The organism is Streptomyces sp. KL2 (assembly GCF_046529545.1).
In the GTDB taxonomy this organism is placed as follows: Bacteria; Actinomycetota; Actinomycetes; order Streptomycetales; family Streptomycetaceae; genus Streptomyces; species Streptomyces radiopugnans.
In genome coordinates, this window is sequence record NZ_CP127170.1 from 4,108,356 (window position 1) to 4,129,944 (window position 21,589).

The following is a 21,589-nucleotide window of genomic DNA, read 5'->3' on the forward strand; positions in this document are numbered from 1 at the left end:
CGCGCCGGGCCCCGCGCGAGGGCAATGAGACACAGTCGGTCAGGTTACCAGCAGGCCTGATCGGCTCCCAAACCGGACCGTAAGCGCCACTCGTGGGACGATGGGGGAGACGTACCGACCCGAGCCATGACCCGACAGGACCCTGCGTGCCCGCGACCCCATCGAACGTGCCGGAGCCGAGCCGTACCGACCCGGCGCTGATCCGCAACTTCTGCATCATCGCGCACATCGACCACGGCAAGTCGACGCTCGCCGACCGGATGCTCCAGCTCACCGGTGTCGTCGAGCAGCGCCAGATGCGCGCCCAGTACCTCGACCGCATGGACATCGAGCGCGAGCGCGGCATCACGATCAAGTCCCAGGCGGTCCGCCTGCCGTGGGCCCCCACCGAGGGCGAGGACAAGGGGACGACCCACATCCTCAACATGATCGACACCCCCGGGCACGTCGACTTCACCTACGAGGTGTCCCGCTCGCTGGCCGCGTGCGAGGGGTGCATCCTCCTGGTCGACGCCGCCCAGGGCATCGAGGCCCAGACTCTCGCCAACCTCTACCTGGCGATGGAGAACGACCTCACGATCATCCCCGTCCTCAACAAGATCGACCTCCCGGCCGCCCAGCCGGAGAAGTTCGCCGCCGAGCTGGCGCACCTCATCGGCTGCGACCCGTCGGAGGTGCTGAAGGTCTCCGCCAAGACCGGCGAGGGCGTCGAGGCGCTGCTGGACGAGGTCGTGCGGCAGGTCCCGGCCCCGGTCGGCGTCGCGGACGCCCCCGCCCGCGCCATGATCTTCGACTCGGTCTACGACGCCTACCGCGGCGTCGTGACGTACGTGAAGGTCGTCGACGGCAAGCTCTCCAAGCGCGAGCGCATCCAGATGATGTCCACCGGCGCCGCCCACGAACTGCTGGAGATCGGCACCAACAGCCCGGAGATGCTGCCCGCCGACGGTCTGTCCGTCGGTGAGGTGGGGTATCTGATCACCGGTGTGAAGGACGTGCGCCAGTCCAAGGTCGGCGACACCATCACCCAGTTCTCCAAGGGGGCCACCGAGCCGCTGGGCGGCTACAAGGACCCCAAGCCGATGGTGTTCTCCGGCCTGTACCCGCTGGACGGCTCGGACTACCCCGAGCTGCGCGACGCCCTGGACAAGCTCCAGCTCAACGACGCCGCGCTGGTCTACGAGCCGGAGACGTCCGCCGCCCTCGGCTTCGGCTTCCGCGTGGGCTTCCTCGGCCTGCTGCACCTGGAGGTCATCCGCGAGCGCCTGGAGCGCGAGTTCGGGCTCGACCTGATCGCCACCGCGCCCAACGTGGTCTACCGCGTGGACATGGAGGACGGCACCGAGCACGTCGTCACCAACCCCAGCGAGTACCCGACGGGCAAGGTCGCCCAGGTGCACGAGCCGGTCGTCCGCGCGACGGTGCTGACCCCCAACGACTTCGTCGGCGCCGTGATGGAGCTGTGCCAGTCGCGGCGCGGCAACCTGCTGGGCATGGACTACCTGTCCGAGGACCGCGTCGAACTGCGCTACACCCTTCCGCTGGCGGAGATCGTCTTCGACTTCTTCGACGCCCTCAAGTCCAAGACCCGCGGCTACGCCTCGCTCGACTACGAGCCGACCGGCGAGCAGACCGCCGACCTGGTCAAGGTCGACATCCTGCTGCACGGCGACAAGGTGGACGCCTTCTCCGCGATCGTCCACAAGGACAAGGCGTACAGCTACGGCGTCAGGATGGCCTCCAAGCTGCGCGAGCTCATCCCGCGGCAGCAGTTCGAGGTGCCCATCCAGGCTGCCATCGGCTCGCGCGTCATCGCCCGCGAGACCGTCCGCGCCATCCGCAAGGACGTGCTCGCCAAGTGCTACGGCGGTGACATCTCCCGCAAGCGGAAGCTGCTGGAGAAGCAGAAGGAGGGCAAGAAGCGCATGAAGGTGGTGGGCCGGGTGGAGGTCCCGCAGGAGGCCTTCATCGCCGCGCTCTCCTCGGACTCCGACGGCGGCGGCGAAGCCAAGGGCAAGAAGTAGGGGTCCGCCCGGGTCCTGCCGGGGCCGGCCGTACGGGCCGGTGTACGGCCGGAGCCGCAGGACGGAGCGTCTGTGAGGGTGCCCGCCGGCCCGTACGGGCCGGCGGGCACCCTCACACGTGCGGGGCCCATCCGCGGGCGCACGGGCGGACAGCGGGGTATGTGGTGTATGTATCGCACAGGTCACGGCTTCACGTAGGCGATGTGCAAGCCCTTTCAAGGCGGGGCCTTCCGCCTTAGGCTGATCGCCCGCTCGGTTGTTACCCGCGAGTCACTCAATACGCACATACCAGTACGCACAGCACGGAACCGTTCCACCCCTTCCCCACCCCAGCACTCGCGGTGGGCCGAGCCTTGAGCCACCCCCCCTGCACCGTCGCGGGCCCCGGAGGATGTTGTGAGCGACCACCAGTCCCTGATCGAGAACCGTCCGCCCTCGGTGGCGAACCTCTTCCTGGAGCGCATCGAGGCGACCCCGGAAGGCGAGGCGTACCGCTACCCCGTGCCCCCCGCCTCCGGTGAGGGACCGGACGAGTGGCGCTCCTACACCTGGGGCGAGGCCGCGCGGCGCGTCTTCTCGATCGCCGCGGGCCTGATGGACCTGGGCGTGAGGCCCGAGGAACGGGTCGCCATCGCCTCCAACACCCGGGTCGACTGGATCCTGTGCGACCTGGGCGTGCTGTGCGCGGGGGCGGCCACCACGACCGTCTACCCCAGCACCAACGCCGAGGAGACCGCCTACATCCTCGCCGACTCCGAGAGCCGGGTGCTGATCGCCGAGGACGCCGGGCAGCTCGCCAAGGCCCGCGAGCGCCGGGCGGAGCTGCCGAACCTCGCCCATGTCGTCGTCATCGAGGCGGAGGGCGCCGTGGCCGCCGAGGGCGACCCGGAGGGCTGGGTGCTGTCGCTGGACGAGCTGCGCAAGCGCGGCGAGGCGTATCTGGAGGAGCATCCCGAGGCGGTCAAGGAGACCGTCGGCGCCCTGCGCTCCGACCAGCTCGCCACCCTGATCTACACCTCCGGCACCACCGGCCGGCCCAAGGGCGTACGGCTGCCGCACGACGCCTGGTCCTACATGGCCAAGGCCATCACCGCGACGGATCTGGTCCGCGCCGACGACGTGCAGTACCTGTGGCTGCCGCTGGCGCACGTGTTCGGCAAGGTGCTCACCGCGGCCCAGATCGAGGCCGGCCACGTCACCGCCGTGGACGGCCGGGTCGACAAGATCATCGAGAACCTCCCGGTCGTGCAGCCCACCTACATGGCCGCCGTACCCCGGATCTTCGAGAAGGTCTACAACGGGGTCGCCGCCAAGGCGCGGGCGGGAGGCGGCGCCAAGTACAAGATCTTCAAGTGGGCCTCCGGGGTCGCGCGCGAGTACGCCAAGGTCACCCAGGACAACTTCCGCCGCACCGGCACGGCCTCCGCGCCCGCCGGCCTGAGGGCGAAGCACGCGATCGCCGACAAGCTCGTCTACGCCAAGCTCCGTGAGGCCTTCGGCGGCAGACTGCGCGCCTGCGTCTCCGGATCCGCCGCCCTGGCCCCGGAGATCGGCTACTTCTTCTCCGGCGCCGGCGTCCACATCCTGGAGGGCTACGGACTCACCGAGTCCAGCGCCGCCAGCTTCGTCAACCCCGGCGAGGCGTACCGCACCGGCACGGTCGGCAAGCCGCTGCCCGGCACCGAGGTGCGCATCGCCGAGGACGGCGAGATCCTGCTGCGCGGCCCCGGCATCATGCAGGGCTACCACAAGCTGCCGGAGAAGACCGCCGAGGTCCTGGAGGAGGACGGCTGGTTCCACACCGGCGACATCGGCGAGCTGTCGGAGGACGGCTACCTGCGGATCACCGACCGCAAGAAGGACCTGATCAAGACCTCGGGCGGCAAGTACATCGCCCCGGCCGAGGTCGAGGGGCAGTTCAAGGCGGTCTGCCCATACGTCTCCAACATCCTGGTGCACGGCGCCGACCGCAACTACTGCACCGCGCTCATCGCGCTCGACGAGCCCACCATCATGGGCTGGGCCGAGGAGCACGGGCTCGGTGGGAAGAGCTACGCGGAGGTCGTCGGCTCCGAGGAGGTCCACAAGCTCGTCGACGGCTACGTCCAGCGCCTCAACGAAGGCCTCCAGCGCTGGCAGACGATCAAGAAGTTCCGGATCCTGCCGCGCGACCTGGACATCGAGCACGGCGAGCTCACCCCGAGCCTGAAGCTGAAGCGGCCCGCGGTGGAGAAGGAGTTCGGCCACCTGATCGAGGAGATGTACGAGGGCGCCCGCGAGGCGTGAGGCCGGGGGCGCCGCCCCCGGACTGCTCCCGGACCGCTTTCCCGGACCGCCCCCGCCGGGCCCTGGCGCCCGGCGGGGGCGGCCGTACGGGAGACGCGGGGCGGGGAGCGGGGGACGGAACGAGGCGGGCGGGGACGGTCCGGTCCGCTCAGTCCACCAGGTCGCGGACCACCGCGTCGGCCAGCAGCCGGCCGCGCAGGGTCAGCGCCGCGCGCCCGCGCTCGTACGCCTCCGGGCGCAGCAGCCCGTCCGCCAGCGCCCGCTCGGCGGCGCGCGCCCCGGCCGGGGCCAGGACGTCCAGCGGTACGCCGTCCACCAGCCGCAGCTCCAGCAGGATCCGCTCCACGCGCCGGTCCCCGGCGTCCAGCACCTCGCGGCCCACGCCCGGTGAGCGGCCCTCGGCGAGCGCCTGGGCGTACGCGCCCGGATGCTTGGCGTTCCACCAGCGCACCCCGCCGACGTGGCTGTGCGCCCCCGGACCGGCGCCCCACCAGTCGGCGCCCGTCCAGTACAGCTCGTTGTGGCGGCAGCGAGCGGCCTCCGTCACCGCCCAGTTCGACACCTCGTACCAGTCGAGGCCGGCCGCCGACAGCATCTCCTCGGCGATCAGGTACCGGTCGGCGTGCACGTCGTCGTCCGTCATCGACACCTCGCCGCGCCGGATGCGGGCGGCCAGCCGCGTGCCGTCCTCCACGATCAGCGCGTACGCCGAGACGTGGTCGGGCCCGGCGCCGAGGGCGGCCTCCAGCGAGGCCCGCCAGTCGTCGTCGCTCTCGCCGGGGGTGCCGTAGATCAGGTCCAGGTTGACGTGCTCGAAGCCCGCCGCGCGGGCCTCGGCCACGCACGCCTCGGGGCGGCCCGGGGTGTGGGTGCGGTCCAGCACGGCCAGCACGTGCCGCCGGGCGCTCTGCATGCCGAAGGAGATCCGGTTGAAGCCCGCCTCGCGCAGTTCGGCCAGGTAGGCCGGATCGACGGACTCCGGGTTGGCCTCCGTGGTGACCTCCGCGTCCTGCGCCAGCCCGAACTCCTCGCGGATCACGGCCAGCATCCGCCCCAGGTCGGCGGCGGGCAGCAGGGTGGGGGTGCCGCCGCCGACGAAGACCGTCTCCACCGGCCGGGGGTCGTCGCCGAGCACCTTGCGGGCCAGCCGCACCTCCTCGGCCAGCGTCCGCGCGTAGTCGTCCCGCGAGGCGAGGGCGCCCCCGGAGCCGCGCAGCTCGCTCGCGGTGTAGGTGTTGAAGTCGCAGTAGCCGCAGCGCGTCGCGCAGTACGGCACGTGCAGGTAGAAGCCGAGGGGGCGCCGCGCCGCGCCCGCCAGGGCGTGCGCGGGCAGGGAACCGTCGGCGGGGACGGGCTCGCCGTCGGGGAGTGCGGAAGGCATGGGGTCCATTGTCCCGCACCCCTTCCAGGACCGGGCCCCGTGCGGCCGCCCGTGCGGCCGGGTTCACGGACCGGCGGGGCCGCCCGTCGGTCCGCCCACCGTGACGTGGTCGATCAGCCGCTCGACCGGGCCGAGCAGCCCCGGCTCCAGATCCGTGTAGTCGCGCACGCTCCCCAGGATCCGCTTCCACGCCGCGCCGGTGTTCTCCGGCCAGCCCAGCGCCCGGCACACCCCCCTCTTCCAGTCCTGGCCGCGCGGCACCTCGGGCCAGGCGTCGATGCCCAGCGCGGACGGCTTCACCGCCTCCCAGACGTCGATGTACGGGTGGCCGACGACCAGCACGTTCTCGCCGGTGACCCGGGCGGCGATCCGGGACTCCTTGGAACCGGGCACCAGATGGTCCACCAGCACTCCCAGCCGGGCCCCGGGGGTGGGACCGAACGCCTCCACGACGGCCGGGAGGTCGTCCACGCCCTCCAGGTACTCCACGACCACGCCCTCGATCCGCAGGTCGTCGCCCCAGACCTTCTCCACCAGCTCCGCGTCGTGGCGCCCCTCGACGTAGATGCGCCCCGCCCGCGCCACCCGGGCGCGGGCGCCCGGCACCGCCACCGACCCCGAGGCGGTGCGCCGGGGCGCCTGCGGAGCGGGCGGGGCCACCGCCCGCGGCCGGACCAGGGTGACGGCCTTCCCCTCCAGCAGGAAGCCGCGCGGCTCCATCGGGAAGACCCGGTGCCTGCCGAAGCGGTCCTCCAGCGTGACGGTGAACCCCTGCGCCGTCTTCTCGCAGCGCACCACGGCCCCGCAGAAGCCGGTCGTGACCTCCTCCACCACCAGGTCCGGCTCGGCGGGCACCTCGGGCGCGGGTCTGCGGTTCCCCGGGGTCCGCTTCCACGGAGGGGTCAGGTCGGGGCCGTACTGTCTGCTGCGCATGCGGTCATTGTGTTACGCGATCCCCACCGCGAAACCCGGGGCGGAAAGCGGAACCCGCCGTGAAACCTGCCGCGTCACCCGTCACCCGTCACCCGACGCCGAAGCGCTCCGCCAGCGCGTCGCGCTGGGCGCGGACGAAGGCGGCGTCCACCACCGCCCCGTGGCCCGGCACGTACAGCGCGTCCTCGCCGCCCAGGGCGAGCAGCCGGTCCAGCGCGGCCGGCCAGTGGACGGGGTGGGAGTCCGGGCCCGCCTGCGGCTCGCCGGACTCCTCCACCAGGTCGCCGCAGAAGACTACGTCCGGCCCGCCGAGGGCGCCGGGGACCACGACGGCCAGGTCGTGGGCGGTGTGCGCCGGGCCGACGTTGGCCAGGAGCACCTCCCGGCCGCCCAGCCGGACGGTCAGCTCGCCGACCACCCGGTGGTGCGGGTGGACGAGCACGTCGACCGCCTCGGCCGCCTCCCGCGGGTCCACACCGTGCCGTACGGCGTCCTCGCGCAGCCCGTCCTTGGAGTGGACCAGCAGGTCCTCGATCCCCACCGCCCCGTAGACCTCCACCCCGGCGAAGGCCGACGCGCCCAGGACGTGGTCGAAGTGCGGATGGGTCAGCGCCACATGGGTCACCGGCCGCCCGAAGCGCTCGTGCAGGTACCGCCGGAGGCGCGCGCCGTCACCCAGCGTCGCACCCGTGTCGACCACCAGCACTCCCGACTCGCCCGCGACGGCCCCGACGGTCTCGTCCCAGCCGGGCATGCGGCGGCGTACGACTCCAGGCGACAGCTCTTCCCAATCCGTCTCCATACCGCGACGCTAGCGCCATCACGCGGGCGGTGCCCGCCGGGGATGTGGTGCGGATCGCCCTCCCGGTCGGCGGCCGCCCTTGCCCTGGCCGTGGTCACCGGCCGTACACTGGCACAGGGTGACTGGCACTCACCGGCTGAGAGTGCCAGGGAAGAGGACCGGAAGAGACGGCCGGACGGGAGGTGCGCCCAGATGCTCAGCGAACGCAGACTCGAAGTCCTGCGCGCCATCGTCCAGGACTACGTGGGCACCCAGGAGCCGGTGGGGTCCAAGGCCCTCACCGAGCGGCACAACCTCCAGGTCTCCCCGGCCACCGTGCGCAACGACATGGCGGCCCTGGAGGACGAGGGGTACATCGCCCAGCCGCACACCAGCGCGGGCCGCATCCCCACCGACAAGGGGTACCGCCTGTTCGTCGACAGGCTGGCGGGCGTCAAGCCGCTGTCCAAGCCGGAGCGCCGGGCGATCCAGAACTTCCTGGAGGACGCCGTCGACCTCGACGACGTCGTCAGCCGCACCGTGCGGCTGCTGGCCCAGCTCACCCGCCAGGTCGCCGTCGTCCAGTACCCCTCGCTGACCCGTTCGACCGTCCGCCACGTCGAGTTGCTGCTCCTGGCCCCCGCGCGTCTGATGCTCGTGCTGATCACGGACACCGGGCGGGTCGAGCAGCGCATGGTGGACTGCCCGGCCCCCATCTCGGAGTCGTCCCTGGCCGATCTGCGCGCCCGGCTCAACAGCCGGGTGGTCGGCGAGCGCTTCTCGGAGGTGCCCAGGCTGGTGCAGGACCTGCCGGAGTCCTTCGACCAGGAGGACCGCGGCACGGTCTCGGCGGTGCTCGCCACGCTCCTTGAGACACTGGTGGAGGAGACCGAGGAGCGGCTGATGATCGGCGGCACCGCCAATCTCACCCGCTTCGTGCACGACTTCCCGCTGACCATCCGGCCGGTGCTGGAAGCTCTGGAGGAGCAGGTCGTCCTGCTCAAGCTGCTGGGGGAGGCGAAGGATCCGGGCATGACGGTGCGAATCGGTCATGAGAATGCTCACGAGGGACTGACGTCAACGTCGGTCGTCTCGGTCGGTTACGGTTCGGGAGACGAGGCGGTCGCCAAGCTCGGTGTGGTCGGACCGACCCGGATGGACTACCCCGGAACGATGGGAGCGGTACGCGCAGTGGCACGTTACGTCGGACAGATCCTCGCGGAGTCGTAAGTGGCAACCGACTACTACGCGGTCCTGGGCGTGCAGCGCGATGCCTCGCAGGACGAGATCAAGAAGGCCTTCCGCCGGCTCGCGCGCGAACTGCATCCCGACGTCAACCCGGACCCGAAGACGCAGGAGCGGTTCAAGGAGATCAACACCGCCTACGAGGTGCTCTCCGACCCGCAGAAGAAGCAGATGTACGACCTCGGCGGCGACCCGATGGGCGGCGCGGGCCGGGGCGGCGGCTTCGGCGGGGGCTTCGGCAACTTCTCCGACATCATGGACGCCTTCTTCGGCGCCGCCTCCCAGCGCGGGCCGAGGTCCCGCACCCGGCGCGGCCAGGACGCCATGATCCGGCTCGACATCGAGCTGGACGAGGCGGCCTTCGGCACCACCAAGGACATCCAGGTGGACACGGCGGTCGTCTGCACCACGTGCAGCGGCGAGGGCGCGGCCCCGGGCACGTCCGCGCAGACGTGCGACATGTGCCGCGGCCGCGGAGAGGTCTCGCAGGTCACCCGGTCCTTCCTGGGGCAGGTCATGACCTCGCGCCCCTGCCCGCAGTGCCAGGGCTTCGGCACGGTCGTGCCCACCCCCTGCCCGGAGTGCGCCGGCGACGGCCGGGTGCGCTCGCGGCGCAACCTGACGGTGAAGATCCCGGCCGGTGTCGACAACGGCACCCGCATCCAGCTCGCCGGCGAGGGCGAGGTCGGCCCGGGCGGCGGCCCGGCGGGCGATCTGTACGTCGAGATCCACGAGGTGCCGCACCCGGTCTTCCAGCGGCGCGGCGACGACCTGCACTGCACGGTCACCATCCCCATGACGGCCGCGGCGCTGGGCACCAAGGTCCCGCTGGAGACGCTGGACGGCATGGAGGAGGTCGACATCCGGCCCGGCACCCAGTCCGGCCAGTCGATCCCGCTCCACCAGCGCGGCGTGACGCACCTGCGCGGCGGCGGCCGCGGCGACCTGATCGTCCACGTGGAGGTCCAGACGCCGAACAAGCTGGACCCGGAGCAGGAGGAGCTGCTGCGCCGTCTGGCCAAGCTGCGGGGCGAGGAACGGCCGACAGGCCAGTTCCAGCCGGGGCAGCAGGGGCTGTTCTCGCGGCTGAAGGACGCTTTCAACGGGCGCTGAGGCGGCACTGAGACGGCACTGGGACGGCGCTGGGGCAAGGCGGCCGGTTTCCGGTGGGCATGGCAGGATGCCGCCATGCCCACCGAGCTGATCACCCCGGCCGCCCGGCCGGGGCACCCCGCCGGGCGGCCCTCGTGACCGCCCCCGTCTTCCTGGCCGAGACCGCCGCCCTGGCCGGCGCCGCTCCCGGCGCCGTACTGGCGCTGGAGGGGCCCGAGGGCCGGCACGCCGTCGCGGTACGGCGGCTGCGCGCGGGCGAGGAGATCGTCCTCACCGACGGCGCGGGCACCGGGGCCTTCGGCACCGTCGCGGCCGTCGAGGGGAAGGACCGGCTGGAGGTCGCCGTCGCCGAGGTGCGCACCGAGCCGGAGCCGCGCCCGCGGATCACCGTCGTCCAGGCCCTGCCCAAGGGCGACCGGGGCGAGCTGGCCGTGGAGACGATGACGGAGACGGGCGTGGACGCGATCGTGCCGTGGTCCGCGTCGCGCTGCGTCACGCAGTGGCGGGGCGAGCGAGGGCAGAAGGCGCTGCGCAAGTGGCGCTCCACCGCGCGCGAGGCCGGCAAGCAGTCGCGCAGGCTTCGCTTCCCGGAGGTCGCCGAGCCGGCCACCACCCGGCAGCTGCTCCCGCTGCTGTCGTCCGCCGCCTTCGCCGCGGTCCTCCACGAGGAGGGCTCGGAGCCGCTGGCCGCCGCCGAACTGCCCGCCGAGGGCGAGCTGGTGCTCGTCGTCGGTCCGGAGGGCGGGGTCGCGCCGGAGGAGCTGGAGGTGTTCGCGCGGGCGGGCGCGCACCCGTACCGGCTGGGCCCGAGTGTGCTGCGCACCTCCACGGCGGGTACGGCGGCGGCGGCGCTGCTGCTGGGACGCACCGGCCGCTGGTCCTGATCACCGGCGCCCGGGCCGGGGTACGATCTGCGTCGCGTACCGACCGATCGAATCCATCCACAGCGGGAGGCGCCACCGTGGCGGAAGAACCGCAGGCGGACTGCCTGTTCTGCAAGATCGTCGCGGGGGACGTCCCGGCGACGGTCGTCCACGAGACCGACACCACGCTCGCCTTCCGGGACATCAACCCGCAGGCGCCCACCCATGTGCTGGTGATCCCCAAGGAGCACCACCCCGACGCCGCCGCGCTGGCCGCCGCCGCCCCCGGGCTGGCCGCCGACGTGCTGCGCGCGGCGGGCGAGGTCGCGGCACAGGAGAACATCGCCCCGCCCGGGGGCGCCACCGTCGGCTACCGGATCGTGTTCAACACCGGCGCGGGCGCCGGGCAGACCGTCTGGCACGCGCACGCCCACGTCCTCGGCGGGCGCGGCCTGAACTGGCCTCCCGGATAAATCCGTTGTCCGTACGCGAACTGGTCGTGCTGGGCACCGCCAGCCAGGTGCCCACCCGCCGGCGAAACCACAACGGCTATGTGCTGCGCTGGGACGGCGAGGCGCTGCTGTTCGACCCCGGTGAGGGCACCCAGCGCCAGATGCTCCGCGCGGGCGTGGCGGCCCACGACCTCACCCGGCTGTGCGTCACCCACTTCCACGGCGACCACAGCCTGGGGCTGGCCGGGGTCATCCAGCGCATCAACCTCGACCGGGTGCCGCACCCGGTCACGGCGCACTACCCGGCCAGCGGGCAGCGCTTCTTCGACCGCCTGCGGTACGCCACCGCCTACCGGGAGACGGTCGAGCTGCGCGAGGAGCCGGTCGTCGCCGACGGCACGCTGGCCGTCACCGGCGCGTACACCCTCCAGGCACGGCGCCTGTCCCATCCGGTGGAGTCCTACGGCTACCGCCTGGTCGAACCCGACGGGCGCCGGATGCTGCCCGAGCGGCTCGCCGCCCACGGCATCTCGGGTCCCGACGTCGGCCGCATCCAGCGCGAGGGCGAGCTGCGCGGGGTGACCCTCGACGAGGTGAGCGAGACCCGCCCCGGGCAGCGCTTCGCCTTCGTGATGGACACCCGGCTGTGCGACGGCGTGCACGCGCTCGCCGAGGGCTGCGACATGCTGGTCATCGAGGCCACCTTCCTCGACGAGGAGGAGGCCCTGGCACAGGAGTACGGTCATCTCACCGCGGGCCAGGCGGCCTCCGCCGCGGTTCGGGCGGGGGTGCGGCACCTGGTGCTCACGCACTTCTCGCAGCGCTACGACGATCCGGCCCGGTTCGCCGCCCAGGCCCGGGCGGCGGGGTTCGCCGGGGAGCTGACCGTGGCCGAGGACCTGATGCGGGTGCCGCTGCCCCGGCGGCGCTGACGGCCCGCGCCCCGGTCGCCCGCCCTTCTCCGCGCGCTGCCCCTCCGCGCCCGCGCCCGTACCGGCCTGCTCCGGCCCGCGCCGCCGCGCGCCCTTTTCCGGAAACGTACGGGCACCCTTGACGCCTTCCTGCGCCGTACCTAGTCTCCGTTTCCGCACGTAGACAAGGTTCACATAGGAGAACGGACCGACGGCGGGAAGGCCCCGGCGCCCGCCGCCGTCGGCCCCGGCCCGACAGGAGTCGCCGATGAAGGACCTGACCGTCGCCGAGGTGCGCCTCACCCCGATCCTCGTCGCCGACCCGCCCCTGCTCAACACGCAGGGCGTCCACCAGCCGTACACCCCGCGCCTGATCGTCGAGGTGGTCACGGCGGGCGGTGTCACCGGGGTCGGGGAGACCTACGGCGACACCGAGTACCTGGAACTGGCACGCTCCTTCGCCCGGCGGCTGCCCGGGCACCCGGTCAGCGACCTGAACGGACTGCTCGCCCTCGCCGGAGCCCTCCCCCTGGACGGCCACCGGACCGACGGCTCGGTGGACGTGGGCGGGCTGCGCGGCGTCCGGACAGCCGACAAGCTGCGGCTGTCCGTCGTCTCCGGCTTCGAGGTGGCCTGTCTGGACGCCCTGGGCAGGACGCTGGGGATGCCCGTGCACGCCCTGCTCGGCGGGAAGGTGCGCGACCGGGTCGAGTACAGCGCCTACCTGTTCTACCGCTGGGCCGCACACCCCGGCGGCGAGGCGGCCGCAGGCGACGACTGGGGCGCCGCCCTCGACCCGGACGGGATCGTCGACCAGGCCCGCCGCTTCGCGGCCGACCACGGCTTCGGCTCCTTCAAGCTCAAGGGCGGGGTCTTCCCGCCCGAGGAGGAGGTCGCCGCCGTCCGGGCGCTCGCCGAGGCCTTCCCCGGCAGGCCCCTGCGGCTGGACCCCAACGGCGCCTGGTCGGTGGAGACCTCGCTGAAGGTCGCGGACGAACTGCGCGACGTGCTGGAGTACCTGGAGGACCCGACCACCGGCACGCCCGCGATGGCCGAGGTCGCCGCGCGGGCCGGAGGGCTGCCGCTGGCCACCAACATGTGCGTGACCACCTTCCCCGAGATCGCCGAGGCGTTCACCGCCGGCGCGGTCCAGGTCCTGCTCAGCGACCACCACTACTGGGGAGGGCTGCGCAACACCCAGCAACTGGCCGCGGTCTGCCGCGCCTTCGGAGTCGGGGTCTCCATGCACTCCAACACCCACCTGGGCGTCAGCCTCGCCGCCATGACCCATGTCGCCGCCACCGTCCCCGGCCTGGAGCACGCCTGCGACACCCACTACCCCTGGCAGGCCGAGGACGTGCTCACCGAGCGCATCGCCTTCCTCGACGGCGCCGTCACCGTCCCCGACGCCCCCGGACTGGGCGTCACCCTCGACCGCGACCGCCTCGACGCCCTCCACCGCCGCTGGCTGGCCGACGACGGCTCGATGCGCGACCGGGACGACGCCGCCGCCATGCGCCGGGCCGATCCGCGGTGGAAAACCCCCTCCGTACCGCGCTGGTGACGCCGTCCGCAACCCGCCGACGGCCCACCGCGCCGATCGTGCACACTGGCCGCATGCTCGACCCGCTCGCCGCGCTCCGCACCCCCGACGACCCGCCCTGCGACGTCTACCTGACCGGGACGGTCTTCCTGGACATCATCTTCACGGGCCTGGACTCGGCGCCGGTGCGCGGCACCGAGTCCTGGGCGCGGGGCATGGGATCGAGCCCCGGCGGCGTCGCCAACATGGCCACCGCCCTGGCCCGGCTCGGCCTGCGCACATCGCTCGCCGCCGCCTTCGGCGACGACATGTACGGCGAGTACTGCTGGGAGGCGCTGGAGCGCGGCGAGGGCATAGACCTGAAGCTGTCGCGCACCGTGCCCGGCTGGCACTCGCCGGTCACCGTCTCGATGGCCTACGAGGGCGAGCGGACGATGGTCTCCCACGGGCACGAGGCCCCCCGGCCCGAGGAGCCCGCCCCCGACGACCCGCCCGCCGCCCGCGCCTGCGTCGCCTCCCTCCAGCCCGGCGGACGCCAGGAGTGGATCGCACGGGCGGCCCGGGCCGGCAGCCGGGTCTTCGCCGACGTCGGCTGGGACGAGACCGGCCGCTGGGACCCGGACGACCTCGCCGACCTGGAGCACTGCGAGGCGTTCCTGCCCAACGCCGGGGAGGCGATGCGCTACACCCGCACCGACTGCCCCCGCACCGCGGCCCGCCGCCTCGCCGACCGGGTGCCGCTGGCCGTGGTGACCATGGGGTCCGAGGGTGCCGTCGCGGTGGACGGCGCCACGGGCGAGACCGCCGAGGTGCCCGCCATCTCGGTGGAGGCGCTGGACCCCACCGGCGCCGGGGACGTGTTCGTGGCCGGCTTCGTCACCGGGACCCTGGCCGGCTGGCCGCTGGCCGACCGGCTGGCCTTCGCCGGGCTGACCGCCGCCCTGTCGGTGCAGGAGTTCGGCGGCTCGCTGTCCGCGCCGGGCTGGGTCGAGATCGCCGCCTGGTGGCAGCGCGTGCGCGACTTCGACGAGCAGGATCCGGCCGCCCTGAGCCGCTACGGCTTCCTGGACGCCCTGCTGCCCTGCCGCGCCCGGCCGTGGCCGCTGCGCCGTGCGGTGCCGACCCTCGGCTTCCGCCGTACGTGAGCGGTCCGCGGGGCGTCCGCGAGGCACCGGAGCCGGCCGCGGCCCTGTCGGCCGGCCGCGGGTCCCGTGCGCCGGCCGCGGGTCATCCGGGCACCCGGACGCGGGGCCGGGCGTACAAATGGCTACTGACCTGTCAGCGTCACGTCGTACCCTGGAAGTCCAGGCGCGCGGCGGTGACAGACCGGCGGCACAGCAGCGACAGAGAGGGACGCGCAGGCCACAGAGCCGGCCCATGACTCAGACACAGACGGACCAGGCACGGTCCACCTCAGCGAGTGCCCGTTTCACCGTTCCGGCCAAGCACCCGATGGTGACGGTGCTGGGTTCCGGCGACTCCCTCCTCCGTGTGATCGAGAAGGCCTTCCCGGCGACGGACATCCACGTCCGGGGGAACGAGATCACCGCGACCGGCGAGGCGGCGGAGGTCGAACTCGTCCAGCGGCTGTTCGACGAGATGATGCTGGTGCTGCGCACCGGCCAGCCGCTGACGGAGGACGCGGTGGAACGATCGATCGCCATGCTCCGCGACGCGGAGGGCGGCGCCGACGAGACACCGGCCGAGGTGCTCACGCAGAACATCCTGTCCAACCGCGGCCGCACGATCCGCCCCAAGACGCTCAACCAGAAGCGCTACGTGGACGCGATCGACAAGCACACGGTCGTCTTCGGCATCGGCCCGGCGGGCACCGGCAAGACCTACCTCGCCATGGCCAAGGCGGTGCAGGCCCTGCAGTCCAAGCAGGTCACCCGCATCATCCTGACCCGGCCCGCCGTCGAGGCGGGGGAGCGGCTGGGCTTCCTGCCCGGCACGCTCTACGAGAAGATTGACCCGTACCTGCGGCCGCTGTACGACGCGCTGCACGACATGCTCGACCCCGACTCGATCCCGCGCCTGATGGCCGCCGGGACGATCGAGGTCGCGCCGCTGGCGTACATGCGCGGCCGGACGCTCAACGACGCCTTCATCATTCTGGACGAGGCGCAGAACACCAACCCCGAGCAGATGAAGATGTTCCTCACCCGGCTCGGCTTCGACTCCAAGATCGTGATCACCGGCGACGTCACCCAGGTGGACCTGCCCGGCGGCACCAGAAGCGGCCTGCGCCAGGTGCAGGAGATCCTCGAGGGCGTGGAGGACGTCCACTTCTCGCGGCTCACCAGCACCGATGTCGTACGGCACAAGCTGGTCGGCCGTATCGTCGACGCCTACGAGCGCTACGACGACCGCCACGGCACCACCGACGGCAGTGAACGAAAGTAACGGAAAGCAACCACCACCCACATGTCGATCGACGTCAACAACGAGTCCGGCCGCGAGATCGACGAGCGGGCGATCCTCGACATCGCCCGTTACGCCCTCGCCCGGATGCGCATCCACCCGCTGTCGGAGCTGTCGGTGATCGCCGTCGACACCGAGGCCATGGAGCAGCTCCACAAGCAGTGGATGGACCTCCCCGGCCCGACCGACGTGATGTCCTTCCCCATGGACGAGCTGCGCCCGCCCTCCAAGGACGGCGACGAGCCCCCGCAGGGCCTCCTCGGCGACATCGTGCTCTGCCCCGACGTCGCCGAGAAGCAGGGCGCCGAAGCCCCGACGAAGCACTCCATGGACGAGGAGCTGCAGATGCTCACCGTCCACGGGGTGCTCCACCTGCTGGGCTACGACCACGAGACGCCCGGCGAGCGGACCGAGATGTTCGGCCTCCAGGCGGCGATCGTCGACGGCTGGCGCGCCGAGCGGGGCCTGGAGGGACCCTCCCCGGCCCCGACGACGACATGAGCGCCCCCCTGGTCGCCGCGGCGGTCCTGCTGGTCGGCCTCGCCTGGCTGGCCGCCTGCGCCGAGGCCGGCCTGGCCAGCACCACCAGCTACCGCGCCGAGGAGGCCATACGCTCAGGGCGGCGCGGCGGGGACAAGCTGGCCGCCGTCGCGGCCGACCCCACCCGCTACCTCAACCTCGCCCTGCTGCTGCGGGTGACCGCCGAGATGTCGGCCGGGGTCCTGGTCACCTACGGTTTCCTGCACACCTTCGACAGCACCTGGCAGGCGCTGTCGGCGGCCGGCGGCGTGATGGTGCTGGTCTCCTACGTCGCCGTCGGCGTCTCGCCGCGCACCATCGGCCGCCAGCACCCGCTGAACACCGCCACGGCCGCCGCATACGTGCTGCTGCCGCTCGCCCGCGTACTCGGCCCGCTGCCGCAGCTGCTGATCCTCCTGGGCAACGCGCTGACCCCGGGCAAGGGCTTCCGCAAGGGCCCGTTCGCCACCGAGGCCGAACTGCGGGCCATGGTGGACCTGGCCGGGCGGGAGGCGCTGATCGAGGACGAGGAGCGCCGCATGGTGCACTCGGTCTTCGAACTGGGCGACACCCTGGTGCGCGAGGTGATGGTGCCGCGCACCGAGCTGGTCTCCATCGAGCGATTCAAGACCATCCGCCAGGCGCTCACCCTGGCCCTGCGCTCGGGCTTCTCCCGCATCCCGGTGACCGGCGAGAACGAGGACGACGTCGTCGGCATCGTCTACCTCAAGGACCTCTCCCGGAAGGTCCACATCAACCGCGAGACCGAGAACGACCTGGTCTCCACGGCCATGCGGCCGGCCGTCTTCGTCCCCGACACCAAGAACGCCGGCGACCTGCTGCGCGAGATGCAGAAGGACCGCAACCACGTCGCCGTCGTGGTCGACGAGTACGGCGGCACCGCCGGGATCGTCACCATCGAGGACATCCTGGAGGAGATCGTCGGCGAGATCACCGACGAGTACGACCGGGAGCTGCCGCCCGTCGAGGACCTGGGCGAGGGCCGCCACCGGGTCACCGCCCGTCTGGACCTGGGCGACCTGGGCGAGCTGTACGGCCTGGACCTGGAGGACGAGGACGTGGAGACGGTCGGCGGGCTGCTGGCCAAGCTCCTGGGCCGCGTCCCCATCGCGGGCGCCGCGGTGACGGTGGAGCTGCCCGAGGGGCGCGGCGAACACCGCGGCGGCCACCACGCGGACAACCGGGGCGATCCGGCGCTGCTCGGCCTGCGGCTGACCGCCGAGTCCCCGGCGGGCCGCCGCAACCGCATCGTCACGGTCCTGGTCGAGCCCGTCCGCGCCCCCGCGCCGGAGCCGCAGGACGAGGCGGCGGCCGAGGCCGGCGGCTGACGTCCGGAGGGGCGGAGGGGGCGTGAGGACGGGGTGCGCCTGTTCCCGGTCCGGCCGCCCCGCCGGGCGGTGAGCACATATGCTCACCCGCATGAGCGAAGCCGCCGACCTGGATCCCGAAGACCGCAAGATCGTCACCCTCGCGCGCAGCGCGCGGGCCCGCAACGCCGTGCCCGAGGGCGCGGCCGTACGCGATGAGACCGGGCGCACGTACGTGGCCGGAACCGTTGCCCTGAAGTCGCTCCGGCTGAGCGCGCTGCAGACGGCCGTCGCGATGGCGGTGGCGTCCGGAGCCAAGTCCCTGGAGGCCGCGGCCGTGGTCTCCGAGGCGCCCGCCGTGCCCTCCGCCGACCTCGCGGCCGTCCACGAGCTGGGCGGCCCCGCCACCCCGGTACTGCTGGCCGGCCCCGACGGCGCGGTCCGCTCCACCGTCACCGCGGGCTGAAGCGCCGGGCGGGGGGCGGGGCGAGACGGCCGGTACGGGGACACCCCGCGAATCGGGGAGAATGGCCACCATGAGCGACCGTTCCCCCTCTTCCCGGCCCGAGCAGCAGGCGGAGTCCGCACCGCACCGCGCGGGCTTCGCCTGCTTCGTCGGCCGCCCCAACGCGGGCAAGTCGACCCTCACCAACGCCCTGGTGGGGACGAAGGTCGCGATCACCTCCAACCGCCCCCAGACCACCCGCCACACCGTGCGCGGCATCGTCCACCGCCCCGACGCCCAGCTCGTCCTGGTGGACACCCCCGGTCTGCACAAGCCGCGCACCCTGCTCGGCGAGCGCCTCAACGACGTGGTGCGCACCACCTGGGCCGAGGTCGACGTGATCGGCTTCTGCCTGCCGGCCGACCAGAAGATCGGTCCCGGCGACCGCTTCATCGCGGGGGAGCTGGCGGCCCTGAAGCGCACCCCGAAGGTCGCGGTGGTCACCAAGACCGACCTGGTGGACTCCAGGGCGCTGGCCGAGCAGCTCGTCTCCGTCGACCGGCTCGGCAAGGAGCTGGGCATCGAGTGGGCCGAGATCGTCCCCGTCTCCGCCACCGCGGGCGACCAGGTGGGTCTGCTGGCCGACCTGCTCGTCCCCCTCCTGCCCGAGGGCCCGCAGCTGTACCCGGACGGCGACCTCACCGACGAGCCCGAGCAGGTCATGGTCGCCGAGCTGATCCGGGAGGCGGCGCTGGAGGGGGTGCGCGACGAACTGCCGCACTCCATCGCCGTGGTGGTCGAGGAGATGACGCCGCGCGAGGGGCGTCCGGCGGACCGGCCGCTGCTGGACGTCCACGCCAACGTCTTCATCGAGCGCCCCAGCCAGAAGGGCATCGTCATCGGCCCCAAGGGCAGCCGGCTGAAGGAGGTCGGCACCAAGTCCCGCAAGCAGATCGAGGCGCTGCTGGGCACCCCCGTCTACCTCGACCTGCACGTCAAGGTCGCCAAGGACTGGCAGCGCGACCCCAAGCAGCTTCGCAGGCTCGGCTTCTAGGGTTCGGTTCCTCCCGGCTTCCGGGGCACCGCTTCCGCGCACCGGCCCCCGCGCTCCGCGCCGGCGGGACGCGGGGGCCGACTCCGTGCTCACCCATGTGAGTTCTCGCATACTGATACGCACCGCCGGGCACCGTCCGCCTCGGTTACGCTGACTCGCACCATGCGTTTTGGGCTGCTTCTCCTTAGCTGCCGCGGCGAGGGCCTGTAGTCATACGGCCGACCCCCTCCCCGCGGAGTTCGGTGATGCCGTCGTCGGCCCCTTCGGAAAGCGTTCGGAAAGCGCTTCGAAGCCCATCGCCCTCCACAGGAGCCCAGTCCACATGAGCAGTGATTCCTCCCGCGTAGGCCGCCCCACGCCCGTCACCGCCGCCACGGTGACCCAGAAGCCGTCGGGCATGCCGATCCACCGCTACCGCGGCTACGAGGCCGTCGAGCTGCCCGACCGCACCTGGCCCGACAAGCGGATCACCAAGGCCCCCCGCTGGCTGTCCACCGACCTGCGCGACGGCAACCAGGCGCTGATCGACCCGATGTCACCCGCCCGCAAGCGCGAGATGTTCGACCTGCTGGTCCGCATGGGCTACAAGGAGATCGAGGTCGGCTTCCCCTCCTCCGGCCAGACCGACTTCGACTTCGTGCGCTCCATCATCGAAGAGGACGCCATCCCCGAGGACGTGACGATCTCGGTGCTGACCCAGGCCCGCGAGGACCTGATCGAGCGCACCGTGCAGTCCCTGGCCGGCGCCCACCGGGCGACGGTCCACCTGTACAACGCCACCGCCCCGGTCTTCCGCCGCGTGGTCTTCCGCGGCTCGAAGGACGACATCCGGCAGATCGCCGTGGACGGCACCCGCCTGGTGGTCGAGTACGCGGAGAAGATCCTGGGCGACGAGACGGTCTTCGGCTACCAGTACAGCCCGGAGATCTTCACCGACACCGAGCTGGACTTCGCCCTGGAGGTCTGCGAGTCGGTCATGGACGTCTGGCAGCCCGAGGAGGGCCGCGAGATCATCCTGAACCTGCCCGCCACCGTCGAGCGCTCCACGCCCTCCACCCACGCCGACCGCTTCGAGTGGATGTCGCGGAACCTGTCGCGGCGCGAGTTCGTCTGCCTGTCCACCCACCCGCACAACGACCGCGGCACCGCGGTGGCCGCCGCCGAGCTGGCCGTGATGGCCGGCGCGGACCGGGTCGAGGGCTGCCTGTTCGGGCAGGGCGAGCGCACCGGCAACGTGGACCTGGTCACGCTGGGGATGAACCTGTTCAGCCAGGGCATCGACCCGCAGATCGACTTCAGCCGGATCGACGAGATCCGCCGCACCGCCGAGTACTGCAACCAGATGGAGGTCCACCCGCGCCACCCGTACGCGGGCGACCTGGTCTACACCGCCTTCTCCGGCTCCCACCAGGACGCCATCAAGAAGGGCTTCGAGGCCATGGAGGCCGACGCGGCCGCGGCCGGCAAGCCGGTGGAGGAGATCGAGTGGGCGGTGCCGTACCTGCCCATCGACCCCAAGGACGTCGGACGCTCCTACGAGGCGGTCATCCGCGTCAACTCCCAGTCCGGCAAGGGCGGCGTCTCCTACGTCCTGAAGAACGACCACAAGCTGGACCTGCCCCGCCGGATGCAGATCGAGTTCTCCAGGATCATCCAGGCCAGGACCGACGCCGAAGGCGGCGAGATCACCCCGGCGCAGATCTGGGAGGCCTTCCGCGACGAGTACCTGCCCAACCCCGACAACCCCTGGGGCCGCATCCAGGTCCGCAACGGCCAGACCACCACCGACACCGACGGCGTGGACACCCTCACCGTCGAGGCGGCCGTCGACGGCACCGACACCGTGCTGACCGGCAGCGGCAACGGCCCGATCTCCGCGTTCTTCGACGCGCTGGAGAGCATCGGCATCGACGCCAGGCTGCTGGACTACACCGAGCACACCATGAGCGAGGGAGCCTCCGCGCAGGCCGCCTCGTACATCGAGTGCGCCATCGACGGCAAGGTGCTGTGGGGCATCGGCATCGACCCCAACACCACGCGCGCCTCCCTGAAGGCGATCGTCTCCGCCGTCAACCGCGCCTTCCGCTGACGGCCCGGCGGCCCGGCGGTCCCGAGACCCGGCGGCCGCTCCCTGCCGCTGTGAACGCCGCCCGCCCCGCCGGACGCCCGTCCGGCGGGGCGGGCCGTCTTCACGGGGTCGCCGCGGGGAGGCCCCGCACACCCCGCCGGGCACCTGGGCGGTCCCGGTGGTGCCATGCTTTCGCAAAGGTTTCCGTCCGGCACACGG

At 72.5% G+C, this 21,589-nt stretch carries 18 protein-coding genes; 15 read left to right on the forward strand and 3 right to left on the reverse strand.

The window, feature by feature from the left end:
- The first annotated feature begins 146 nt into the window (after positions 1-146).
- Both lepA and QPK52_RS18475 read left to right on the forward strand, forming a co-directional pair.
- A complete protein-coding gene (gene lepA / locus QPK52_RS18470; protein ID WP_093654537.1) occupies positions 147-2,024 on the forward strand; it encodes a translation elongation factor 4 in 1,878 nt (625 codons plus the stop codon).
- 396 nt (positions 2,025-2,420) lie between these two features.
- A complete protein-coding gene (locus tag QPK52_RS18475; protein ID WP_410538584.1) occupies positions 2,421-4,310 on the forward strand; it encodes an AMP-dependent synthetase/ligase in 1,890 nt (629 codons plus the stop codon).
- A 148-nt stretch (positions 4,311-4,458) separates the two neighbouring features.
- Here QPK52_RS18475 and hemW read toward each other — a convergent pair whose 3' ends face one another.
- The 3 genes from hemW to QPK52_RS18490 all read right to left on the reverse strand — a co-directional run bounded on the left by hemW (position 4,459) and on the right by QPK52_RS18490 (position 7,426).
- The gene (gene hemW / locus QPK52_RS18480; RefSeq protein ID WP_410538585.1) at positions 4,459-5,691 is read right to left on the reverse strand and encodes a radical SAM family heme chaperone HemW; all 1,233 of its coding nucleotides are present in this window, start codon (positions 5,689-5,691) and stop codon (positions 4,459-4,461) included.
- Positions 5,692-5,754: 63 nt separating this feature from the next.
- Positions 5,755-6,624, reverse strand: a complete 870-nt coding sequence (locus tag QPK52_RS18485) for a DUF3097 domain-containing protein (RefSeq protein ID WP_410538586.1) — start codon at positions 6,622-6,624, stop codon at positions 5,755-5,757.
- Between the two features lie 88 nt (positions 6,625-6,712).
- Positions 6,713-7,426, reverse strand: a complete 714-nt coding sequence (locus tag QPK52_RS18490) for an MBL fold metallo-hydrolase (RefSeq protein WP_410538587.1) — start codon at positions 7,424-7,426, stop codon at positions 6,713-6,715.
- A gap of 192 nt (positions 7,427-7,618) precedes the next feature.
- On the opposite strand from QPK52_RS18490, the gene hrcA reads away from it, so the two are divergent.
- From hrcA to leuA, 13 genes are all read left to right on the forward strand, one after another.
- Positions 7,619-8,635, forward strand: coding sequence for a heat-inducible transcriptional repressor HrcA (gene hrcA, locus QPK52_RS18495; protein ID WP_410538588.1), 1,017 nt, complete (start codon positions 7,619-7,621; stop codon positions 8,633-8,635).
- Positions 8,636-9,763, forward strand: coding sequence for a molecular chaperone DnaJ (dnaJ, locus tag QPK52_RS18500; protein WP_410538589.1), 1,128 nt, complete (start codon positions 8,636-8,638; stop codon positions 9,761-9,763).
- A 134-nt stretch (positions 9,764-9,897) separates the two neighbouring features.
- The gene (locus QPK52_RS18505; protein ID WP_410538590.1) at positions 9,898-10,647 is read left to right on the forward strand and encodes a 16S rRNA (uracil(1498)-N(3))-methyltransferase; all 750 of its coding nucleotides are present in this window, start codon (positions 9,898-9,900) and stop codon (positions 10,645-10,647) included.
- Positions 10,648-10,724: 77 nt separating this feature from the next.
- On the forward strand, positions 10,725-11,099 hold the full coding sequence (locus QPK52_RS18510; RefSeq protein WP_410538591.1) for a histidine triad nucleotide-binding protein: 375 nt from the start codon (positions 10,725-10,727) through the stop codon (positions 11,097-11,099).
- Between the two features lie 5 nt (positions 11,100-11,104).
- Positions 11,105-12,010: a ribonuclease Z gene (locus tag QPK52_RS18515; RefSeq protein ID WP_410538592.1), complete on the forward strand. Its 906-nt coding sequence runs from the start codon at positions 11,105-11,107 to the stop codon at positions 12,008-12,010.
- 247 nt (positions 12,011-12,257) lie between these two features.
- Positions 12,258-13,553, forward strand: a complete 1,296-nt coding sequence (locus QPK52_RS18520) for a glucarate dehydratase family protein (RefSeq protein WP_410538593.1) — start codon at positions 12,258-12,260, stop codon at positions 13,551-13,553.
- 53 nt (positions 13,554-13,606) lie between these two features.
- A complete protein-coding gene (locus QPK52_RS18525; protein ID WP_410538594.1) occupies positions 13,607-14,677 on the forward strand; it encodes a carbohydrate kinase family protein in 1,071 nt (356 codons plus the stop codon).
- A 232-nt stretch (positions 14,678-14,909) separates the two neighbouring features.
- Positions 14,910-15,938, forward strand: coding sequence for a PhoH family protein (locus QPK52_RS18530; RefSeq protein ID WP_410538595.1), 1,029 nt, complete (start codon positions 14,910-14,912; stop codon positions 15,936-15,938).
- A gap of 21 nt (positions 15,939-15,959) precedes the next feature.
- Positions 15,960-16,457, forward strand: a complete 498-nt coding sequence (gene ybeY / locus QPK52_RS18535; protein ID WP_410538596.1) for an rRNA maturation RNase YbeY — start codon at positions 15,960-15,962, stop codon at positions 16,455-16,457.
- Complete coding sequence (locus tag QPK52_RS18540; RefSeq protein ID WP_410538597.1) at positions 16,454-17,824, forward strand: hemolysin family protein; 1,371 nt, start codon at positions 16,454-16,456, stop codon at positions 17,822-17,824. Before ybeY ends, QPK52_RS18540 begins: the two co-directional genes overlap by 4 nt.
- Before the next feature lie 79 nt (positions 17,825-17,903).
- Complete coding sequence (locus QPK52_RS18545) at positions 17,904-18,269, forward strand: cytidine deaminase (RefSeq protein WP_093654565.1); 366 nt, start codon at positions 17,904-17,906, stop codon at positions 18,267-18,269.
- 61 nt (positions 18,270-18,330) lie between these two features.
- Positions 18,331-19,302 (forward strand): GTPase Era, encoded by a 972-nt coding sequence (gene era / locus QPK52_RS18550; RefSeq protein ID WP_410538598.1) that lies wholly within the window; start codon positions 18,331-18,333, stop codon positions 19,300-19,302.
- Positions 19,303-19,624: 322 nt separating this feature from the next.
- The gene (gene leuA, locus QPK52_RS18555) at positions 19,625-21,391 is read left to right on the forward strand and encodes a 2-isopropylmalate synthase (protein ID WP_410538599.1); all 1,767 of its coding nucleotides are present in this window, start codon (positions 19,625-19,627) and stop codon (positions 21,389-21,391) included.
- The last annotated feature ends 198 nt before the right edge of the window (positions 21,392-21,589 follow it).

What these genes read in the sequence shown, in the direction of transcription:
- QPK52_RS18490 (WP_410538587.1), bottom strand. Translation starts at nt 7,426, where the DNA reads ATGGAGACGGATTGGGAAGAGCTGTCGCCTGGAGTCGTACGCCGCCGC.
- QPK52_RS18485 (WP_410538586.1), bottom strand. Translation starts at nt 6,624, where the DNA reads ATGCGCAGCAGACAGTACGGCCCCGACCTGACCCCTCCGTGGAAGCGG.
- QPK52_RS18545 (WP_093654565.1), top strand. Translation starts at nt 17,904, where the DNA reads ATGCTCACCCGCATGAGCGAAGCCGCCGACCTGGATCCCGAAGACCGC.
- QPK52_RS18530 (WP_410538595.1), top strand. Translation starts at nt 14,910, where the DNA reads ATGACTCAGACACAGACGGACCAGGCACGGTCCACCTCAGCGAGTGCC.
- ybeY (WP_410538596.1), top strand. Translation starts at nt 15,960, where the DNA reads ATGTCGATCGACGTCAACAACGAGTCCGGCCGCGAGATCGACGAGCGG.
- hemW (WP_410538585.1), bottom strand. Translation starts at nt 5,691, where the DNA reads ATGCCTTCCGCACTCCCCGACGGCGAGCCCGTCCCCGCCGACGGTTCC.
- QPK52_RS18520 (WP_410538593.1), top strand. Translation starts at nt 12,258, where the DNA reads ATGAAGGACCTGACCGTCGCCGAGGTGCGCCTCACCCCGATCCTCGTC.
- hrcA (WP_410538588.1), top strand. Translation starts at nt 7,619, where the DNA reads ATGCTCAGCGAACGCAGACTCGAAGTCCTGCGCGCCATCGTCCAGGAC.
- era (WP_410538598.1), top strand. Translation starts at nt 18,331, where the DNA reads ATGGCCACCATGAGCGACCGTTCCCCCTCTTCCCGGCCCGAGCAGCAG.
- QPK52_RS18540 (WP_410538597.1), top strand. Translation starts at nt 16,454, where the DNA reads ATGAGCGCCCCCCTGGTCGCCGCGGCGGTCCTGCTGGTCGGCCTCGCC.
- QPK52_RS18525 (WP_410538594.1), top strand. Translation starts at nt 13,607, where the DNA reads ATGCTCGACCCGCTCGCCGCGCTCCGCACCCCCGACGACCCGCCCTGC.
- leuA (WP_410538599.1), top strand. Translation starts at nt 19,625, where the DNA reads ATGAGCAGTGATTCCTCCCGCGTAGGCCGCCCCACGCCCGTCACCGCC.